General features: G+C 69.9%; 22 protein-coding genes and 1 tRNA gene. 13 read left to right on the top strand and 10 right to left on the bottom strand.

Annotation, left to right across the window (positions count from 1 at the left end; translation table 11 throughout):
- The 3 genes from F3H57_RS20465 to F3H57_RS20455 form a co-directional block, all read left to right on the top strand.
- Window positions 1-554 (top strand): PQQ-dependent catabolism-associated beta-propeller protein (locus tag F3H57_RS20465; RefSeq protein WP_149758551.1); only part of this gene is annotated, 554 nt, incomplete at its 5' end.
- A 43-nt stretch (window positions 555-597) separates the two neighbouring features.
- Window positions 598-1,029: a cupredoxin domain-containing protein gene (locus F3H57_RS20460; protein ID WP_149758549.1), complete on the top strand. Its 432-nt coding sequence runs from the start codon at window positions 598-600 to the stop codon at window positions 1,027-1,029.
- A gap of 41 nt (window positions 1,030-1,070) precedes the next feature.
- Window positions 1,071-1,343, top strand: a complete 273-nt coding sequence (locus F3H57_RS20455) for a PepSY domain-containing protein (protein WP_149758547.1) — start codon at window positions 1,071-1,073, stop codon at window positions 1,341-1,343.
- Between the two features lie 58 nt (window positions 1,344-1,401).
- On the opposite strand, the gene F3H57_RS20450 is transcribed toward F3H57_RS20455, so the two are convergent.
- On the bottom strand, window positions 1,402-2,103 hold the full coding sequence (locus F3H57_RS20450; protein ID WP_149758545.1) for a M48 family metallopeptidase: 702 nt from the start codon (window positions 2,101-2,103) through the stop codon (window positions 1,402-1,404).
- Between the two features lie 125 nt (window positions 2,104-2,228).
- Here F3H57_RS20450 and F3H57_RS20445 point away from each other — a divergent pair, with 125 nt between their 5' ends.
- The 4 genes from F3H57_RS20445 (at window position 2,229) to F3H57_RS20430 (ending at window position 4,226) form a co-directional block, all read left to right on the top strand.
- On the top strand, window positions 2,229-2,555 hold the full coding sequence (locus tag F3H57_RS20445) for a TIGR02300 family protein (RefSeq protein ID WP_149758543.1): 327 nt from the start codon (window positions 2,229-2,231) through the stop codon (window positions 2,553-2,555).
- A gap of 98 nt (window positions 2,556-2,653) precedes the next feature.
- Window positions 2,654-2,729: transfer RNA gene (locus F3H57_RS20440), tRNA-Ala, on the top strand.
- Window positions 2,730-2,900: 171 nt separating this feature from the next.
- The gene (locus F3H57_RS20435; RefSeq protein WP_149758541.1) at window positions 2,901-3,440 is read left to right on the top strand and encodes an AAA family ATPase; all 540 of its coding nucleotides are present in this window, start codon (window positions 2,901-2,903) and stop codon (window positions 3,438-3,440) included.
- 429 nt (window positions 3,441-3,869) lie between these two features.
- Window positions 3,870-4,226, top strand: coding sequence for an excinuclease ABC subunit A (locus tag F3H57_RS20430; RefSeq protein WP_223163176.1), 357 nt, complete (start codon window positions 3,870-3,872; stop codon window positions 4,224-4,226).
- Between the two features lie 85 nt (window positions 4,227-4,311).
- Here F3H57_RS20430 and F3H57_RS20425 read toward each other — a convergent pair whose 3' ends face one another.
- The gene (locus tag F3H57_RS20425; protein WP_149758539.1) at window positions 4,312-5,463 is read right to left on the bottom strand and encodes a S1C family serine protease; all 1,152 of its coding nucleotides are present in this window, start codon (window positions 5,461-5,463) and stop codon (window positions 4,312-4,314) included.
- A gap of 260 nt (window positions 5,464-5,723) precedes the next feature.
- On the opposite strand from F3H57_RS20425, the gene F3H57_RS20420 reads away from it, so the two are divergent.
- Together F3H57_RS20420 and F3H57_RS20415 are read left to right on the top strand one after the other, a co-directional pair.
- Window positions 5,724-6,398: a response regulator gene (locus F3H57_RS20420; protein ID WP_149758537.1), complete on the top strand. Its 675-nt coding sequence runs from the start codon at window positions 5,724-5,726 to the stop codon at window positions 6,396-6,398.
- A complete protein-coding gene (locus F3H57_RS20415) occupies window positions 6,395-7,729 on the top strand; it encodes a sensor histidine kinase (protein ID WP_149758535.1) in 1,335 nt (444 codons plus the stop codon). Before F3H57_RS20420 ends, F3H57_RS20415 begins: the two co-directional genes overlap by 4 nt.
- 309 nt (window positions 7,730-8,038) lie before the next feature.
- On the opposite strand, the gene F3H57_RS20410 is transcribed toward F3H57_RS20415, so the two are convergent.
- Together F3H57_RS20410 and F3H57_RS20405 are read right to left on the bottom strand one after the other, a co-directional pair.
- On the bottom strand, window positions 8,039-8,596 hold the full coding sequence (locus F3H57_RS20410; RefSeq protein ID WP_149758533.1) for a hemerythrin domain-containing protein: 558 nt from the start codon (window positions 8,594-8,596) through the stop codon (window positions 8,039-8,041).
- Window positions 8,597-8,635: 39 nt separating this feature from the next.
- Window positions 8,636-8,953 carry an antibiotic biosynthesis monooxygenase family protein gene (locus F3H57_RS20405; RefSeq protein ID WP_149758531.1) on the bottom strand — a complete coding sequence of 106 codons (318 nt, stop codon included), beginning with the start codon at window positions 8,951-8,953 and terminating at the stop codon, window positions 8,636-8,638.
- Between the two features lie 181 nt (window positions 8,954-9,134).
- On the opposite strand from F3H57_RS20405, the gene F3H57_RS22375 reads away from it, so the two are divergent.
- On the top strand, window positions 9,135-9,278 hold the full coding sequence (locus tag F3H57_RS22375) for a hypothetical protein (RefSeq protein ID WP_188129778.1): 144 nt from the start codon (window positions 9,135-9,137) through the stop codon (window positions 9,276-9,278).
- Here F3H57_RS22375 and dacB read toward each other — a convergent pair.
- On the bottom strand, window positions 9,275-10,780 hold the full coding sequence (gene dacB / locus F3H57_RS20400) for a D-alanyl-D-alanine carboxypeptidase/D-alanyl-D-alanine endopeptidase (RefSeq protein WP_149758529.1): 1,506 nt from the start codon (window positions 10,778-10,780) through the stop codon (window positions 9,275-9,277). The two genes, F3H57_RS22375 and dacB, sit on opposite strands and share 4 nt — an antisense overlap.
- Window positions 10,781-10,849: 69 nt before the next feature.
- Between dacB and F3H57_RS20395 the strand changes: the two genes are divergently transcribed.
- A complete protein-coding gene (locus F3H57_RS20395) occupies window positions 10,850-11,725 on the top strand; it encodes a DMT family transporter (protein WP_316633835.1) in 876 nt (291 codons plus the stop codon).
- A gap of 173 nt (window positions 11,726-11,898) precedes the next feature.
- On the opposite strand, the gene F3H57_RS20390 is transcribed toward F3H57_RS20395, so the two are convergent.
- Complete coding sequence (locus F3H57_RS20390; RefSeq protein ID WP_149758527.1) at window positions 11,899-12,519, bottom strand: nicotinate-nucleotide adenylyltransferase; 621 nt, start codon at window positions 12,517-12,519, stop codon at window positions 11,899-11,901.
- A 122-nt stretch (window positions 12,520-12,641) separates the two neighbouring features.
- Here F3H57_RS20390 and F3H57_RS20385 point away from each other — a divergent pair, with 122 nt between their 5' ends.
- Window positions 12,642-13,601 carry an MBL fold metallo-hydrolase gene (locus F3H57_RS20385; RefSeq protein ID WP_149758525.1) on the top strand — a complete coding sequence of 320 codons (960 nt, stop codon included), beginning with the start codon at window positions 12,642-12,644 and terminating at the stop codon, window positions 13,599-13,601.
- Here F3H57_RS20385 and F3H57_RS20380 read toward each other — a convergent pair.
- Window positions 13,589-14,071 (bottom strand): MOSC domain-containing protein, encoded by a 483-nt coding sequence (locus F3H57_RS20380; RefSeq protein WP_149758523.1) that lies wholly within the window; start codon window positions 14,069-14,071, stop codon window positions 13,589-13,591. The genes F3H57_RS20385 and F3H57_RS20380 overlap by 13 nt on opposite strands.
- A 50-nt stretch (window positions 14,072-14,121) precedes the next feature.
- On the opposite strand from F3H57_RS20380, the gene F3H57_RS20375 reads away from it, so the two are divergent.
- The gene (locus tag F3H57_RS20375; protein ID WP_149758521.1) at window positions 14,122-14,589 is read left to right on the top strand and encodes a GNAT family N-acetyltransferase; all 468 of its coding nucleotides are present in this window, start codon (window positions 14,122-14,124) and stop codon (window positions 14,587-14,589) included.
- Between the two features lie 5 nt (window positions 14,590-14,594).
- On the opposite strand, the gene F3H57_RS20370 is transcribed toward F3H57_RS20375, so the two are convergent.
- From F3H57_RS20370 to F3H57_RS20360, 3 genes are all read right to left on the bottom strand, one after another.
- The gene (locus F3H57_RS20370) at window positions 14,595-15,575 is read right to left on the bottom strand and encodes a phosphotransferase family protein (protein ID WP_149758556.1); all 981 of its coding nucleotides are present in this window, start codon (window positions 15,573-15,575) and stop codon (window positions 14,595-14,597) included.
- Between the two features lie 391 nt (window positions 15,576-15,966).
- A complete protein-coding gene (locus F3H57_RS20365; protein ID WP_149758519.1) occupies window positions 15,967-17,193 on the bottom strand; it encodes an acyl-CoA dehydrogenase family protein in 1,227 nt (408 codons plus the stop codon).
- Window positions 17,194-17,317: 124 nt separating this feature from the next.
- Window positions 17,318-18,952 carry a long-chain-fatty-acid--CoA ligase gene (locus F3H57_RS20360; protein WP_149758517.1) on the bottom strand — a complete coding sequence of 545 codons (1,635 nt, stop codon included), beginning with the start codon at window positions 18,950-18,952 and terminating at the stop codon, window positions 17,318-17,320.
- Window positions 18,953-19,030: the final 78 nt, after the last annotated feature.

Raw genomic sequence — 19,030 nt, 5'->3', positions numbered from 1 at the left:
GGATCAGCGCCGACCGGAAATACGTGGTCAACACCTCCGAGACCACGAACATGGCGCATTTCATCAACACCGAGACCTACGAGATCGACCACAACATCCTCGTCGACCAGCGCCCGCGCTACGCGCAGTACACCGCGGACGGCACCCGGCTTTACGTCTCGTCCGAGATCGGCGGCACGGTGTCGGTGATGGACATCGCCGAGGACGGCACCCCGACGCTGACCCAGAAGATCGAGTTCGAGGTGCCGGGGGTACAGCCCGAATGGCTGCAGCCGGTGGGCGTGAAGGTGACCGAGGACGGCTCCCGCGTGTTCGTGGCGCTGGGACCTTCGAACCGCGTGGCGGTGATCGACGGCGAGAGCCTGGAGGTGCTCGATTACATCATGGTCGGCCAGCGGGTCTGGCAATTGGCGTTCACGCCGGACGAGCAGTACCTCATCACCACCAACGGCAATTCCAACGACGTCACCGTGATCGACGTCGCCGAAGAGGAGGCTATCCGCTCCATCCAGGTCGGCCAGCAGCCCTGGGGCGTCGTCGTCCAGCCGGATTGACCGGCCAGAACACAACCAAAGAAACAAGGGGAGGACTCATTCCATGAAACGCATCGCTTGCGCGCTTGTCGCCTGCACCATCGCCGCGCCCGCCGCGGCCCATGACTTCGGCTTTGCCGGAATCCTGTCGAACACCAACCAGGGCGAGGATCTGCCAACCTTCGTCCTCGGCTCGGGCAAGCCCGTCACCGACGGGCCGATCACGCTCGAGTCCGGCAAGGTCTACGAGATTGAAATCGAGGCCGACGGCACGGCCGAGCTCGCGCTCGAAGGCCCGGGCTTCTTTCGCAATATCTGGGTGAACGAGGTCGTCATCAACGGGCTGGAAATCCGGCCCTACGGCCTCGAATCCGTGGAATTCGACCAGGCCGGCACGATGGAGATCGAGTTCATCGCCATCAAGCCCGGCCAGTATTTCCTGCGCATTCCCGGTTCGACCGGCGACGCGCAGCGTGTCGATATCACCATCCGCTGAAATAGCGCACCCGAACAGGCCGCGAGCCGAAAGGACCACCGATGAGAAAACTGATACTGACCACGACCGTCTCGGCCTTCATGGCGCTGCCGGCCTGGGCACAGGAGACGTCCGGCGACGACGACGCGATCCCGCAGGAGACCGTCGACAGCATCATGGCCATGCTCGAGGACATGCAGTGCGAGATGGACCCTGACGACATCGAACGCGAGGACGACGGCTACGATCTGGACGACGTGATCTGCGCCGAAGGCGGTCAGTTCGACATCACCCTAGACGCGGACCTCAACGAGACCGGCCGGCGCGCCGAATAGACGGCGACCCGTCCTGCCTTGCTGCACCACGCGCGCGCCCGGCCCCCAACCGGGCGCGTCACGTGTCGGCGCGGTCGAACCGGTAGCGGTGCAGCCCGCTGCCCTCGTGCCGCAGCCAGTCGCGCGGCGCCTTCCAGTCGCCGTAGAGCCGCGTCACCACGTCCCAGAACGCCTGCGAATGGTTCATCTCCACCAGATGCGCCACCTCGTGCGCCGCGACGTAATCGAGCACCTCGGGCGGCGCGAGGATCAGCCGCCAGGAATACATCAGCGCCCCCTCGTGCGAACACGATCCCCAGCGCGAGCGGGTGTCGCGCAGGGTGATCCGCTTGATCCCCCGCCCCAGTGCCGCGGCGTGCCGGTCGCTCGCCGCCGCCAGCCGGTCCCGCGCGCGCGCCTTCAGCCAGGCCTGCAGCCGCGACGCCACGCGCTCCGGATCGCCCGGCACGTGCAGCACGTCGCCCTCCCGGCGCACCGCCCGGCCGGTGCCGGGGGCGATCTCGCACGGCTCCCCCTCCACAGGGATCGTCGCGCCCAGCCCGATCGTCACCGCCGGCGCCTGGTCCGACAGATGCCGCCGCAGCCAAGCCTCCTTGTCGCGCAGGAAGGCCAGCCCCTCGGCCTCGGGCACCCGCGCCGGCAGCGTCAGCGTCACCCGCCCGTCAAGCCCCGAGAGCCGCAGCGACATGCGCCGCGCAGCGCGGGACCGGCGCAGGTCCACCGAGATGGGCGGGTTGCCGGGGAGCGCGATGCGTCCCATATGAGCGGTTCCTTCCGATGATCGCCGGGCGCTCTGCCCCTCGGGGCCGTTGACGGCTTACGCGGGTTATGGCAGGGGGCCGTGATCCACTGCAAGTGCCACAGTTTTCGCGAAAGGGCCTTCCCATGCCGAAGGAAGAATGGGGTGTCAAACGCGTCTGCCCCACGACCGGCAAGCGCTTCTACGACCTGAACCAGAATCCGGTCATCAGCCCCTATACCGGCGAGGTCGTCGAGATCGAAACCGGCAAGCGCAGCATGATCGCCGCGGATGCCGCCGACGGCGCGAGCCGCAAGAGCCAGAAATCCTCGAACGAGAGCGAAAGCACGGTCGGAGAGGACGAGGACGTCGAGGTCGAACTCGACGACGATGATGTCCTGGACGACGACGAGGACGACAGCAACGTCTCGCTCGACGACATCGCGGACGTGTCGGACGACAGCGACGACTGATCCGGACCCGGGTGCGGCCAGGCGCGTTTTTCCGCTTGATCCCGCCCCCGGCCTTGGATAGACGACGCCGCACGGCGCGGCCACCGCGCCGTGATACCGGGGCCTTAGCTCAGCTGGGAGAGCGCCTGCATGGCATGCAGGAGGTCAGGGGTTCGATCCCCCTAGGCTCCACCATACTTCCCTGATGAAACGCGCCATATAGTTCTGCCTTTCTAGTCAGAGGATTTGCCTCTGCCGTGCAGACTAGTGCTGTTTTCCCTGCGAAAATTCATGCTGCTTTGATCCGCGCCCGTGGCGTGTTGATCGCTTCGCAGCGCTTTCCCCTGTCAAATCCGAGGATGGCCCATGAGCGACCATTTCTTTGTCGTGACGGGCGGCCCCGGTGCGGGCAAGACCAGCCTGATCACCGAGTTCGCCCGCCGCGGCTTCCACACGATTCCCGAATCCGGCCGCACGATCATCCGCGAGGAGATGCAGAGCGGCGGCAGTGCCCTCCCTTGGGCGGATCGCATGGCCTATGCCGAACGGATGCTGGAGCGGGACCTGAGCGCCCACAGCGCCGCACAGGCGCTGTCCGGCCCCGTGATCTTCGACCGCGGCATTCCAGACATCCCGGGCTACCTGACGCTATGCGGCCTGCCCGTGCCGCCACACGTCGCCGCCACGACCACGACACACCGCTACAACCGTCGCGTCTTTCTGGCGCCGTTCTGGGATGCCATTTTCGAGCAAGACGCCGAGCGCAAGCAGGACAGAGCCGAAGCCGAGGCGACCTGCGCCCTCATGCACAAGACATACGCCGCGCTCGGATACGACATCACGGAGCTTCCACGCACCGACATCGCAAGCCGCGCTGACTTTGTCGCCGCTCAACTGGTGTTGTGAGAAAAGACGTGAGTGCAGCCTGGCGCTCGCCGACCAGATGACCGGCAGGACGAGATCTCGCCGTGTCTTGGCGCTTCGCGAAGGTGAAATGCCCGACCTGCCGACGACCGAGGCCGGGGGCGACATGCCCGGCAAGCGCCTGACGACGCACGACGAACTGCCCTCCGATCCGGTCAATTCAACTCGCTCAACCTCTCCAGCGACAGGGGCGTCCTCCATGGCAAAGGAAAATTCCGTCTCTCAGGGGCAGAACCTTGTGCCGGTTCCTGCACCGGGAATTACAGACCGACGTCTTTCATCCCTCGCGGGGCGACCGACCGCCCTTGGCCCGCGATGCCGGCCGGGCGGCGAGATTACGCCGGTCCGGCGATCGGCAGGGAACCCGGTTGCGGCGGAGCGGATTTTTCCCGCGACATTTCGGAGAGCCAGATGAAACGCGCCATCCCCCTCGCCTGTGCCGTGATGGGCAGCTTGTTCCTGACCCCGCTCGCGACACCTGTCGCAGCCCAGGGCTGTCCGCCCGGACTGGCCAAGAAGAACAACGGCTGCACGCCCCCAGGGCTTGCCAAGAAAGGCGTCGATCGGGATCGACGCGACGACGCGGTGTATCGCTACGGCGTGGGTGACCGCCTCGGCGACAGCTACGTGATCCTCCGCGAGCCTCGGACTTACGGCCTCGATCCCCGGTACACCTATGCGCGGACCGGCGATGCCGTCTATCGTATCGACCGCGAGACCCGGCAGGTCCTGGCAATCGTCGGCCTGTTGTCGAACCTGCTGAACTGACCGCCGGCAGGCCACCTCGAATACCCGATGCGAAAAAGGCGCCCCTGCCCGGGGCGCCTCTTCCGTCCGGCACAAATCGCACCGATCAGGTCGGCATGTCCGCGCGGTTGCCGAGCTCGATGGTCACGGTCTCGCGCTCGCCGCGGCGCAGGACCTCGATCTCGACCTCGGCCCCCGGGCGCTCGACCGCGATGGCGCGGGTCAGGTCGCGCGGCCCGGTCATCTCGTTGCCGTTGACCGACATGACGATGTCGCCGTCCTGCAGGCCTGCCTTCTCGGCCGGGGTGTCGTCCTGCACGTTCTCGATCATCACGCCCTGATCGTCGTCGAAACCCAGCGCGCGGGCCACGTCCTCGGACACCGGCGCGATGCGCACGCCGAGCCAGCCGCGCTCCACCTCGCCGTCGTCCGACAGGTCCGCGATCACGTCGGAGGCCAGCTCCGACGGCACCGAGAAGCCGATGCCGACCGAGCCGCCGGTGGGCGAGATGATGGCCGTGTTCACGCCGACGACCTCGCCTGCCTCGTTGAAGAGCGGCCCGCCCGAATTGCCGCGGTTGATCGCCGCATCGGTCTGGATGAAATCGTCGAAGGGGCCGGAGTTGATGTCACGGCCAAGCGCCGAGACGATCCCCGTCGTCACGGTATTGCCGAGCCCGAACGGGTTGCCGATGGCGATGACGTTCTGGCCGACCTGAAGCCCGGTCGAGTCGCCGAATTCCACGAAGTCGAGCCCCTCGGCCTCGATCTGCAGCAGCGCCAGATCGCTCGCCTCGTCGACGCCGACGATTTCGGCCTCGAACTCGCGCCCGTCCTCGAGCTTCACCGTCACCTCGTCGGCGCCGGAGACGACATGCGCGTTGGTCACGATGCGCCCGTCCTCGGAGATCGCGAAGCCGGTGCCCGCGCCCTGCATCTGCGGCGAGGGCATGCCGCGTCCCGGGCCGCCGCGCCCTTCGGGCATCGGCATGCCGAAGCGGCGCATGAACTCTTCCCACGGGAAATCGCCTTCCGGCATCTGCCCCTCGAACTGGGCGTTCTGGCGGGTCTTCGTCACCTCGATGGTGACCACCGCCGGCGACAGCTCGGAGACGAGCTCCACGTAATCGTTGCCGGGCGTCGGCGCGGCTTCGGCGGGCAGCGTGCCGTTCAGCGTCATCGCCCCGCCGGCGGCCAGCATCGCAGCGACCGCGAAGGCCGGGGCGGCGCGGCGGGGATGTGTGTTCGTGATCGTCATGGTCCCAAATTCTCCTATTCGTGGATGCGCCGCCGGGCCGGACCCGGCGACGCTCCGCACGACAACGGTTCTGCCGCGGGGGGCTCGCTCTTCCCCGCCGCGGATACACCCCAGATGAGCCCGCGCGGATTGCAGACCCACCGCCCCCGCGATTACAAATCCGTAAGGCTTTTCACGCCCGGCGGAGCGGGCGACGCGCGTCTTGAAATCGCCCACCCGGTGGCGCCATCTGGCGCGGAGACATGCCCGCCGGACCTGCCATGAAACTTCTCGTCGTCGAGGACGATCCCACAACCGCCGATTTCATCACCCGGGGCCTGACCGAGGAAGGCCACGCCGTCGACACCCTGTCGTCGGGGCGCGAGGCGCTGGCCCAGGCGATGGCCCAGCCCTACGACGTGATCGTCGTCGACCGGATGCTGCCCGATCTCGACGGGCTGAGCCTCGTGAAAGCGCTGCGCGCCGCCAAGGTGCCGACCCCGGCGCTCTTCCTGACCGCGATGGGCAACACCGAGGACCGGATCGAGGGGCTGCGCGCGGGCGGCGACGACTACCTCGCCAAGCCCTTCGCCTTCGGCGAGCTTTCGGCCCGCATCGCCGCGCTCGCCCGCCGCCTGCCGCTCGCCGAAGAGGCAGAGACCGTGCTGCGTGCCGGCGATCTGGAAATGGACCTCGTGCGCCGCACCGTGACCCGCGCCGGGCAGAAGATCGACCTTCTGCCGCGCGAATTCGCGCTTCTCGAACACCTGCTGCGCCGCAAGGGCCGCGTGCAGACCCGCACGATGCTGCTGGAAGCGGTGTGGAACCTGCATTTCGATCCCCAGACCAACGTGGTGGAGACGCATATCTCGCGCCTGCGCGCGAAGGTCGACCGGCCCTTCGGGCGAGAGCTGATCGTCACCGTGCGTGGCGCCGGCTACCGGATCGACGGATGACGTCGCGGGTCCTCAGCTCCACCCCTGTGCGGCTGGCTCTGGTGCTGGTGGCGCTTTTCACGCTGGTGAACGGCGCGACCTTGGGCGGCGCCTACCTGCAGCTGTCGGCCACCACCCGCGCTCAGATCAAGGAGGGGCTGCGCGCCGAGATGGCCGGCCTCGACGTCACCGCGACGCCGGCGGCGCTGGCGACTCTGGTGCGCGCCCGCGCCCGCGCGGCCGACCCGCGCAACCGGATCTACGTCTTCGTCGGGGACGACGGCCGGAGGGCCGGCAACGCCGATGCGGTGATCCGGGACGGCCGCCCCCGGCTCGTCCCGCTCGGCCCCAACCGCCCCCTGTCAGAGGCCGGCTACGCGCAGGAGGTGCGGCGACTGTCCTCCGGCTTCCTGATCGTCGCCGAGAGCCTCGCCCCGCTCGACGCGCTGCGGCGGACGTTCCTCGCGCTGCTGGTCCTCAGCCTCGTGCCGACAGCGCTCCTGTCGCTCGGGATCGGCACGCTCATCGCCCGCCGCTCCGCCCGCCGCGTGGCGAGGATCGAGCGGACGCTGTCGACCCTCGGCGCCGGCGACCTCTCCGCGCGCTACGATCCCGGCGACCGCGCGAGCGACGACCTTGCCCGCATCGGCCGCGGCGTGAACCGCATGGCCGAGAAGCAGGAGGCCGCGACCGAGGCGCTGCGCCAGGTCTCGGCCGACATCGCGCACGATCTGCGCACGCCGCTCCAGCGCATCTCCGTGCTGCTGTCGGACCTGCGCACCCGCCTGCCCGGCGGCGAAGAGGCCGACCTTGCCCTGCGCGCGGAAACCGAAGCTGAGCGCGCCACGGCGGTTTTCCAGTCGCTCCTTCAGATCGCGCAGATCGAGGGCGGCAGCCCCGCCCGGCACTTCGCGCCGGTGGACCTGACCGCGCTGGCCGGAGAGATGGCCGAGCTTTACGACCCCGCCGCCGAAGAGGCCGGCGTGACGCTGAAAACCGAGCTGCCCGAGGGGCCGCCTGTGATGGTGCAAGGCGACCGCAACCTGATCGCCCAGGCGCTCGCCAACCTTCTGGAGAACGCCCTGCGCCATGCCGGACGCGGCGCCGCGGTGACGGTCTCGGCCGATGCCGCCCGCCGGCTCGTCGTCGCCGATACCGGCCCCGGCATCCCCGAAGACGAACGCCCCCGCGTCCTGCGCCGCCTCTACCGGCTGGAGCGCAGCCGCACCACACCGGGCAACGGCCTCGGGCTCGCGCTCGTCTCCGCCATCGCCCAGGTCCACGACGCCGCGCTGGAGCTGTCGGACAACGCCCCCGGCCTGCGCGTCACGCTGACCTTCCCGCCCGCCTGATAACGGCAAAACCAACTGGGCAGGAGACCATTTGGGCCTCACTCCGACTGGTGCGGAGCCGGAGGACAGCCCCCATGCCGGAGGCACCACCGCGAACACGGGACCACCGCAGGTGCCGGGCCAGCGCCGACCCGGGGGGCGGGTCATGCCGAAGTCATGCGAAGCGCGCATGACGCTGGCCCGGCACCTGCGGTGCTATTCGGGCCATCAGCTCTTGGCTCAACTGGCGCAGTTTTGCGGCGGGCTCCACCGGCCCGAGGTAATTCGAAAACCAGCGGGAACGGCTGACCCGCCCCGGTGCGCCGCTCCCTACTGGAGCCCCCCGGCCCCGTGCTTAAGGATCACCGGCACGATCAGTTCCTCCTCGTCCACGAGGTGGCGGTCGAGCATCGCCTCGAAGCTCAGCACTTCCTCGCGGAACGGGCCGACCTCGCCCTGGCCCTGAAGCACCGCATTGCCCGCCTTCGCGAACCGATCCAGCAGCCCGTCCATCGCGTGGTGATCGCCGTCGAGCAGGGTGAACCCGCGCACGAGTTGCGGCTCCAGCCCGCTCAGCGCCGGGAAGTAATGGTGATCCTCGATCTGGTGATGGCCGTGCAGCTCGTTCACCAGCATCGTGCCGTAGCGCGCCAGCCGCCCCTGCTGGGTCTCGGGCGCGAGCCGCCCGTCGACCGCGCCCTCGGCATCCTCGCGCAGCATCGCGCAGAGCTTGCGGAACATCAGGTGGCGCTCCAGCCAGAACTCCACCAGCCCGCCGAAACCGGGATGGGCCTCCCAACTGTCGCGCGGATAGGCCTCCAAGAGCGCGCGCAGCGCGTCCGGCAACCCTTCGCGGCGCCCGAGCGCCAGATCGTCTTCGCTGTCCATGCCGCGTCACTTGCACCCGCGGCGCGGCGCGTTCAAGGGTCAGAAGACGGCCGCGACGTCGTACATCACCGGCTCGAAGCGGTGGCAGAGCTCGGCGAAGCGGCGATTGCGCGCCCGCATCTCGTCCGAGCGGAGCATGTCCATGAAATCCTCGCGCCGGCGCCATTGCGAATAATTGGCGATCCGGGTCTGTGCGTCGTTCACGTGCAGCCCCGCCGCGACGAAGCCGGGCTGCTGGGAGATGAACTCCGCATAGGCCTGGCGCAGCGCGTCGAGCAGGTCCTGGCAGGCGCCTGGGCTGGTCTCGAATGTGGTGATCACGGTCTGAACCGTGCTGTCGGACTCGATCTGTGGCATGGGGCGCTCCTTCGTCCTCCTCCCACTGTGCCATGCGTCGGGCGCTGCGCCAATCTCTCGCGCAACGTGCCGAAAGGTCGGGTTTGCCTGACTGCCCACCAGGACGCGGCCGCGTTAACCTGAGGTCATTCTTTTTTCGTCAAGCTGGCGCCGCGGTGCCCGGAATTACTGGACAAGCCTTATGACCAGACGCGTTTTCACGATCGTTGCAGCCGTCGTGCTCTGCCTGCTCCCGCTCATCGGCACGGCCTGGGGCGAAGACCCCGCAAATACGCCGCCGACACGCTCGGCCACGGCACCCGCAGCGCCGGCCACGACGCTCTAGGCCGACCGGCCGTACAGCAGGCCCCAGCGCTTGATCAGCGCCATCTGGAACTTCTTGGCACGGGTGTTGTAGGTGCGCGCGCCCGGCGGACCCTCGCGATCCTCGCGCGGAATCGTCGCCCGGTGCTCCAGATCGCCCGAGAAGATCGCGAAGGCCAGCTCCGTCCCGTCGGGGCAGTCGATATAGCCAGCGAGCCCCGAGACGAAGTTGAGCGTTCCGGTCTTGGCATGGACGTCAAGCGGATGGTTGGGCAGCACCCGCCGCGCGTCGTCCCGGATCGGGATCGGCTTCAGAAGCGGCTTGAGCTCCATCCGCCGGCGCAGCGCCACGAGCGCGCGGCACATGTCCGCCGGCGCGATCCGGCTGCCGTCGCCCAGCCCCGAATGGTCGATCAATGCGACCTCCTCGAGGCCCAGCGCCTCGCGCGCCCAGGCGTTCATCATCTCGGCCGACTCGGCCAGCGTCGCAGGCTCTTCCCCCCGCGCCGCCGACGCGGCGCAGCCCACCACCTCCGCCGTGAGGTTGGTGGAGTATTTCAGCATGCCTTGCAGGATCGTCTCCAGCGGCTGGCTTTCGCGAACCGCCAGTTCCGTGGTCTCCTCGGGCAGCGCGTCGATCTCTATGGGCGCCTTCAGGCGCAGGCCCTCGGCGCCGGCCACCGCCTGGAACACCTCGCCGGCGTAGAACGCCGCGCGCCGCACCGGCAGCCAGCGCGACCCGCCGCTGCCGAGCGCGCCCTTGGCCACCGTCCAGTCGTCGCGCCCCTCGGCATCGCGGTAGGTGTAGACCGGCGTGCGGCGGGCGACCACGACCATGCGCGCCATCGACACCGGCGGCCGGCGGCTGCCCGAGCGGCCGTCCATGGTGACGGCGTAGCTCTCGCCGGTGCGGTTCCACTCGAAATGCACGCGGTTGAAGTTGAGGTTCAGCCCCGAGACCGACGGGTTGTAGCCGACATGGTCCGGCTGGGCCGGGTCGATCTGCCGCTGCTCCACCTGCGCGCCGCCCCAGACGAGAAGGCGGCCCGACACGGCATTCACCCCCGCCGCCCGCAGATCCTCCGCCAGCGCCGCGAGCGCATCGGTGTCGAGCAGGGGATCGCCGCCCCCCGCGAGAATCAGGTCGCCGTCGAGCGTGCCGTCCTCTCCCACCGGGCCCGTCGCCAGTAGCCGCGTGGCAAAGCGGTGATCGGCGCCGAGGAATTCCAGCGCATAGGCGGCCGTCAGCGCCTTTGCGACAGAGGCGGGCGGCAGACCCGCGGCGGCGTTGCGGCCCTCCAGCACCTCGCCGGTCTCGACATTGCCCACAGAAAAGCCGTAGCTGCCGGGAAGCCCGGCATCGCCGATGATGTCCTCGAGGCTCTCGATGGAGCGCTTCCAGATGTCCTCGCCCCGGGCGACGGGACGCAGGGACACCTCCGGCGCATTGGCAAGCGCCGGGGCGGCGGCCGTGGTGGCCGCGAGCGCGGCAAGGAAACGGCGGCGGGACAGGAACGCGGTCATGGGCGGAGTTAACCCGACGATGTGGGCGCAGACAAGCGCGGGCGCGGGGCATTTCCCCGGCAATTCTGCGTGATCGGTGCCGCCTCGCCCTGGCGCGCAGTGGCGCTGATGTTCGTGGCGATGTCCTGCATCCCCGCGGGCGACACCGCCTCGAAGCTGCTGACCTCCGAACACGGGCTCTCGCCGGTCTTCGTGGCCTGGGCGCGCTTCGCCGTCGGCACGCTGGCGGTACTGCCCTTCGTGCCGGCGGGCACGGCCCGGCTTTTCTCCGACTGGCGGGTCTGGGGGCGCGGGGCGCTGATGGCGTCGGGCATCGTGTCGATCCAGGTGGCGCTTTCGATGGCGCCGATCGCATCGGTCTTCGCCGCCTTCTTCGTCGGCCCGATCGTGAGTTACGCGCTCTCCGCCCTGGTCCTGCGCGAGGCCGTGACGCCCCTGCGCACCGCGCTGATGGCAGCCGGATTCGCAGGTGTGCTGCTGGTCATCCGGCCGGGCGTGGACATGACCCCGGGGCTGGGCTTTGCCTTCCTGGCGGGCCTCTTCTACGGCTGTTTCCTGACCGCATCCCGCGCGCTGTCGGGGCTGGCGCCGGCCCGCTCTTTGTTGCTGACCCAGCTCGTCGCCGGAACGGTGCTGCTTTCGCCGGGGCTTCTGCTGACGCCCGGCGACATCGGCTGGACCGAGGCGCTGCTACTGCTCGCCTCCGGTCTCTTCTCGATGGCTGGCAACCTGCTGCTGCTGCTGGCCTACCGGATCGGCACGGGCTCGGGGCTGGCGCCGCTGGTGTACTTCCAGCTTATCGCGGCGACGACGCTCGGCTGGGCGGTGTTCGGGGATCTGCCCGACGCGCTGACCTGGGCCGGGCTTGCGCTGATCATCGCCGCCGGCGTCGCCTCCGCCCGCGCCGGCCGATCGGGCTTCGGCCGCGCCGGAACGGTGCGCTGAGGCCGAAGGTGCCGGGCGCGCGCCGGACCGGGGGCTGGCGCCGCGACCTCCGAGGTCTCCGCTTTATCCCGGCCAAGCCGCTCCGCAATCCGAACGTCGCACAAGGGTGACATCGCGCCAGACCGCCGGGCCGGTCCGGCGCGCGCCCGGCACCTTCGGTGCTGTTCGGGCGGTCAGCGCTTTGCTCCACCGCCCCCGCCGGCACGGATCTCCGTCGAGCTCACCGCCATCATCGGCACGTTCAGAAAGCACCAGGCCGGCGCCGCCATCAGCGGCAGCAGGTGAGACGCCGCCTGCGGCAGCCGCGCCCGCGCATAGACCCGCGCCGCCACCGAGGTCTGCGCCGACATCCGGTCGCCGGGCCGCGCCAGCACCCCCACCGGCACCCGGTCCATGATCGCGCGCCAATTATCCCAGCGGTGCAGCTGGCGCAGGTTGTCCGCCCCCATCAGCCAGACGAAGCGCACCTCCGAATGGCGCCCGCAAAGCCGCGCCAGCGTCTGCGAGGTATAGCGCGTGCCAAGCCGCGCCTCGGCGTCGCTGATCGTCACCCTGGGGTCGTCCACCAGCGCCCGCGCCTCCGCGAGGCGATCCTCCAGCGGCGCCGGCCCGCGCGGTTTCAGCGGGTTGCCGGGCGACACCAGCCACACCACGCGGTCGAGCCCGAAGCGTTTCAGCGCCTCGCGGGTGATGTGCACATGCCCCTCGTGCGCAGGGTCGAACGACCCGCCCAGAAGGCCCACCCGCGCGCCGCGCGGCAGCCTCAACCCGGTGATCGCGTTGCTGTCGGCCATGCCCGCCCCCTTTTCGACGCCCTACAGACACCCCAGCGCGGCCAAGCGCAACGCCATCATGGACTTTTGACCTCGCGCGCAGAGGATACATCTCATCCGCCAGACAGGAGAGGAGTTCCCACATGCACCGCAGACAGTTTCTCGCCACCGCCCCGCTCGCCGGCCTCGCCGCAGGCACCGGGGCGGTCCCGGCCCTCGCCCAAGGCTTCGCCACGACGGGCGGGCAGGTCCCGGCGGTCCAGCGCTTCGCGGTCGGCGACATCACCGTCACCTGCCTCAGCGACGGCAGCCTGCATATCGGGCCCGACGCGCTGATCGGCATCGACGCCGCCGGCTACTCGGAGCTGATGGAAGCCGGGTTCCGCGACCCGGACACCTTCCGCAGCGCCGTCAACGCCTTCGTCATCCAGACCGGCGACGAGACGATCCTCGTCGATGCCGGCACCGCCGACGCGATGGGCCCCGATCTCGGCAGGTTGCCGGAGAACCTCGCCGCCGCCGGCATCGACCCGCGCGGGGTGACAAAGCTTCTGGCCACGCACCTGCACCCCGACCACGTGGCCGGCGCGCTCAAGGGCGGCGACGCCGCTTTCCCGAACGCCGAACTCGTGGTGAACGAGACCGACCGGACATTCTGGTCGGACGAATCGAACTTCTCCGGCGCCGGAGAGATGGTGCAGGGCTTCGCCAGCCTCGCGCGAAACGTGCTCTCGGCCTATTCGGACCGCCTGACCACCTTCAGCGGCGAAGACGAGGTCGCCCCCGGCGTTACGGCCATGCCGCTGCCCGGCCACACGCCGGGCCATTCGGGCTACATGATCGCCTCGGGCGACGCGCAACTGCTGATCTGGGCCGACATCGTGCACGTCGCGCCGGTGCAAATGGCCCGGCCCGACATCGCCATCGGCTTCGACGTGGACCCGGGTCAGGCGGTCGAGACGCGCCGGCAGATCCTCGACCGGGTCGCCACCGACCGGATGATGGTCGCCGGCTCGCATATCGGCTTTCCCGGCCTCGTTCAGATCGCGCGCGACGGCGACGGCTACCGCATGGTGCCGGCGCAGTGGGACTATTCGCTCTGATCGGCCAGCGCCCGGACCGTGTCGCCCAGCGCGATGCGGCCCGGGCGCAGCACCTCGGCGCACCATCCGCCATGGCCGCGCACGGCAGAATAGCCGCCGGGGCCGAACGCCTCTTCCATCCGCGAACAGGGCGCGCAGATCGTCGTCAGCCTCAGGACCGCCGCGCCGATCGCGATGCGCCGGCCCTTCAGCCCGGCAAGGTTGATGCCCGAGATCACGAGGTTCCGCCGCAGCTCCTCCGGCGCCACCGGCCCCTGCCCGAGAAAGCCGCCAATCGCCGCCAGGTGTTCCGCCTGCACCAGCGTCACCGCCCGCTTGCCGGCACGCCCGTGATCGCCCGCAAGCCCGCCGGCCTCAAGTTCGACCGCCGGGACCGACCGCATCGCACCGCGCCGGTCGGGCCGCAGCCCGATCCAGTCGACCCGGCCCGCCTGCGCCTGCCGCGCGATCATCTCGCCCAGCGACTTCATCCTGCCCGCGCCTTGACGGCCGCTTCGCTCCGGGCGCAGGATCGCGCGCCATGACAGAGCCCGCCACCATCGCCACCGAAGACCCCGAGGCGCCCGACTCGCGCGCCTGCCTCGCGGCGTATTACGCCGACCTCGCCGCCGCCTTCGACACCGGCTTCGAGGTGTCCCGCAGCCTCGATCCGCAGGCGGCCGACATGCGCCCGCCGCGCGGCGCGTTCCTCGTCGCGCGGACCGGCGGCCGCGCCGTCGGCTGCGTCGGCCTCAAGGGCACGGGCGCGCCGGTGGCCGAGATCAAGCGGCTCTGGATCGCGCCGGAGGCCCGCGGCCGCGGCCTCGCCCGGCGGCTGATGACGGCGGCGGAGCGCGAGGCGCGGGCGCTCGGCATCACCCGGCTCAGGCTCGAGACCAACCGCGCGCTGACCGGGGCCATCGCCCTCTACCGCGCGACGGGTTGGACCGAGATCCCCGCCTTCAACGACGAACCCTACGCCCATCACTGGTTCGAAAAGCGGCTCTGACCGCCTCATGCCTCCGCCGCCTCCAGCCCCAGCTCGGCAAAGCGCGGCACGAACGCGCCCAGCCGCAGCCCCTGTTCGGGGTTCGAGGCGTTGCCCTCAAGCGCCCGCTTCTTCACCCCCTGCAGGATCGCGCCCATACGGAAGAACGCGAAGGCGACATGAAAGCCGAAATCCTGCGGCACGGCGATGCCGCGACGGGCACAGTACATCTCGATGAACCCGGCATCCGTCGGCAGGCCCAGCGCGGCCCGGTCGAGCCCGGCGAGCCCGCGCCCCTCCGGCCCCGGCGGCAGCCGCCATTGCATGATCACCCCGGCGAGATCGGCGAACGGGTGGCCCAGCGTCGACAGCTCCCAGTCGAGCACCGCGCGGCAATCCGTGCCCTCGCCCGAGAACAGCAGGTTGTCGATCCGGTAATCGCCGTGCACCAGCGTCCGCGTGCCGTCGTCCTCCGGCAGGTGCGCGCCCAGCCAGGCGATCAACCGGTCCATCTGCGGCAGCGGCTCCGTCTCGCTGGCGCGGTACTGCTTGGACCAGCGGCCGTACTGGCGTGCGTAATAGTCGCCGGGCGGGCCGTACTCCTCCAAGCCCGTCGCGGTGAGGTCGACATCGTGAATCGCCGCCAGCACGCGCGCCATCTCGGCCATCACCTCTGCGCGCTCGCCCGGCACCGATCCTGTCTGCTGCGGCTCGTCGATGCCGCGGCCCGACACGTGCTCCATCACGTAGAACATGGTGCCGATGACGCTCTCGTCGGTGCAGAGCGCGATGACTCGCGGCACCGGCACCGCGGTCCGCCAGAGCGCCGCCTGAACGCGAAACTCCCGATCGACCGCATGCGCCGATTTCAGCAGCGCGCCGTGGGGTTTGCGGCGCAGCACATAGGCCCCCGAGGCGGCGTTCAGCCGATAGGTCGGGTTCGACTGCCCCACGTCGAACTTGGTCGCGCGCAGCGGCCCCGAGAAGCCGGGCACGTTGCGCTCCATCCACCGCGCGATGCGGTCCAGTTCGGCCCTGTCCACGTCTCCTCCCCGCGCGGCAGCGCGCTCCAGGTACCTGACACAATACCGAGCCCCCCTGCGTCCCGAGGTCAAGCCCGACCTGCCCTCCCGGCCGCCACCCAAGCCGCTCACCCAAAGCACGAGCCGCGCAGCGTCGGGCCGCGGATCGGCGATCCCTCCTGCCGAACGCCGCGCTTTATGGCTGCCAAACCCGCAAGACCTCAAAGCGCCGCACCAAGCGTCACCAAATCGCCGGTCCGGGGGGCGGCCCGGCGATGCGCGGCGGCCTATCGGCCTTGATTCCGCTCCGGGCACGGATCGACCCGTGCCCTTTGCGCCGCGCGCGCCACGTCTCGATCCAGTCCCGACGGACACCCTATCCCGCGTGCCGCTTCAGCTCCCACCGCGCGACCTGCCGGCGGTGCACCGCATCCGGCCCGTCGGCGAAGCGCAGCGTACGCACATGCGTCCACATATGCGCCAGGTCGAAATCCTGGCTGATGCCCGACCCGCCATGCATCTGCATCGCTTCGTCGATCACCCGTCCCGCCATCAGCGGCGCCACCACCTTGATCTGGCTGATCCACGGCGCCGCCGCCCGCGTGCCCTCGGTGTCCATCACCCACGCCGCCTTCAGGCACAGAAGACGCGCCATCTCGATCTCCATCCGCGCATCGGCGATCTTGTCGTAGTTCGCCCCCAGCTCCGCCAGCGGCTTGCCGAACGCCTCGCGCGCCAGGCCGCGCCCGCACATCATCGCCAGCGCCTTCTCCGCCTGGCCGATCGCGCGCATGCAATGGTGGATCCGCCCGGGGCCGAGCCGCCCCTGCGCCACCTCGAAGCCGCGCCCTTCGCCCAGCACCACGTTCTCCGCCGGCACCCGCACGTCGGTGAAGCGCAGGTGCATGTGCCCGTGCGGCGCATCGTCGGCGCCGAACACCGTCATCGGCCGCAGCACCTCGACCCCGGGCGTATCGGCATCCAGCACGAACATCGTGTGCCGGCGGTGCTTCTCCGCCTCGGGGTCGGTACAAGCGAGCAGGATGTAGACCGCGCAGCGCGGATCCCCGGCGCCCGAGATCCAGTACTTGTCGCCGTTCAGGACATATCCGTCGCCCTCCCGCCGCGCCGCGAAGGCAAGCTGCGCGGCATCCGAGGACGCCACCTCCGGCTCCGACATCACGTAGGCGGACCGGATCTCGCCCGCCAGCAGCGGCGCCAGCCAGCGATCCTTCATCCAGTCCGCGCCGTAGCGCTCCAGCACCTCCATGTTGCCGGTGTCGGGCGCGTTGCAGTTGAACACCTCCGCGGCCAGCGGCACCTTGCCCATCTCCTCGGCGAGATAGGCGTATTCCACCGTCGTCAGGCCCAGCCCCCGCTCGGAGTCGGTCAGCCAGAAGTTCCACAACCCACGCGCCTTCGCCGTCGCCTTCAGCTCCTCCAGGATCTCGCGCTGCCGGTCGGTCAGCCGGAACCGGTCGCCGGACGGATGCCGCCCCACCTCCGCGTGGTAGGCGCGATCGGCCGGCGCGATCTCGTCCTCGACCATGCGGCGCACCGCCGCGACCAGCGGGCGCACCCGCTCCGTCATGCCAAGATCCATCTCGCCTCCCGCAAGGCGCGCCGCCCGCCCGGCCCCGATCGGCAGTCAGGCGGCCCCTGCTTCTTCTCGTTCCAAATACTCGAAATCCGCCCGCGCCGCCCGGCGCCGCCCTCCGGCCCGGCGCTCACCCGCCGCCCGGCAGCACATGGTCGGCGAACCGCGCCCGCAGCGTCAGCTTGGACACCTTGCCCGTCGCCGTCAGCGGCAGGTCCTCCACCAGCGCCATGTCGTCGGGCAATTGCCACTTCGCCACATGCGCCAGCATCGCCGCGTGCAGCTCCTCCAGCGTCGGCGGATCGCCTGCATCCTTCGGGACCACCACCAGCAGCGGCCGCTCGTCCCATTTCGGATGCGGCACCGCGATCACCGCGCAGGAGGCCACCTTGGGATGCGCCACCGCGATGTTCTCCAGGTCGATGGAGCTGATCCACTCGCCCCCGGACTTGATAAGGTCCTTGGTCCGGTCGCGGATCGTCAGGAACCCCTCGGGGTCGATCGAGGCGACATCGCCGGTCCCGAACCACCCCTCGCCGTCCAGCGCCTCCGCGCTCGCCGCCTCGTTGCCGAAATAGCCCGATACCACGGTATTGCCGCGCACGAAGAGCTCCCCGGCGGCTTCTCCGTCATGCGGCAGGCGCGCCCCGTCCTCTCCGACGATCTTCAGCTCCACCCCGAAGATCCGCCGCCCCTGCTTGGACTTGAGCGTCATGCGCTCCTCGAACGGCAAGTCCTGCATCGGTTCGGACAGAAGGCCGTGCGTGCCGACCGGGCTCATCTCGGTCATGCCCCAGGCGTGGATCACCTCCACGCCCGCGGCCTCGAACGCCTCGATCATCGAGCGTGGCGCGGCCGAGCCGCCGACCACCACGGTCCGCAGCCCCTCGGGATGGCGACCGCGCTCCGCGATCTCCGCCTGCAGACCCTGCCAGACCGTCGGCACGCCCCAGGCCGAGGTGACCCCCTCGGCCTCCATCAGGTCGAACAAGGACGCCCCGTCCAGCTTCGGCCCCGGCATGACCAGCGAGGCCCCGGCCAGCGGCGCGGCATAGGGCAGCCCCCAGGCGTTGACATGAAACAGCGGCACCACCGGCAGCACCCGCGCGCCCTCGCAAAGAGATTTCGACAGGCAGATCGACACCGTCATCGCGTGCAGCACGCTGGAGCGGTGGGTGTAGAGCGCGCCCTTGGGATTGCCGGTCGTGCCCGAGGTATAGCACAGTCCCGCCGCCGTATCCTCGGGCAGGTCCGGCCAGTCGTAGTTTTCGGGCTGCCCGGCCAGCAGGTCCTCGTAGGCGAGAAGCTCAAGCCGGCTCTCCGGCAAGTCCTCGCGCGCGCAAAGCGCCACCAGCGTCAGGCCCGGCGGCAGGTGATCGGCCAGCTTCTCCACCAGCGGCACGAAGGTCAGATCGACGCACAGGACCCGGTCCCCGGCATGGCCGAGGATATACAGCATCTGCTCCGCCGACAGCCGCGGGTTGATGGTGTGGCAGACCGCCCCCATCCCCGAGACGCCGTAATACAGCTCGAAATGCCGGTACCCGTTCCAGGCCAGCGTCGCCACCCGGTCGCCCCGGCCGATCCCGAGGCCCGCCAGCCCGTGCGCCAGCTGCGCCGCCCGCCGCCAGGCCCCGGCGTAGCTTTCGCGGTGAAGATCGCCCTCCACCCGGGCCGACACCACCTCGCCGCCCGGATGGGCGCCGGCGGCGTAGCGCAGGATCTCCAGGATCGACAGCGGCTGGTGCATCATCATGCCGTGCATCGGGCCCTCCCTTGCCGTCTGCGGATGTGAACGCCAGATGGAATGTGACGCTCCGGCGACCCCCCGCGCAATCGCAAA

The sequence above is a fragment of the Roseivivax sediminis genome (assembly GCF_900112685.1).
In the GTDB taxonomy this organism is placed as follows: domain Bacteria; phylum Pseudomonadota; class Alphaproteobacteria; order Rhodobacterales; family Rhodobacteraceae; genus Roseivivax; species Roseivivax sediminis.
This window is presented reverse-complemented; position numbering and strand designations above follow the sequence as displayed.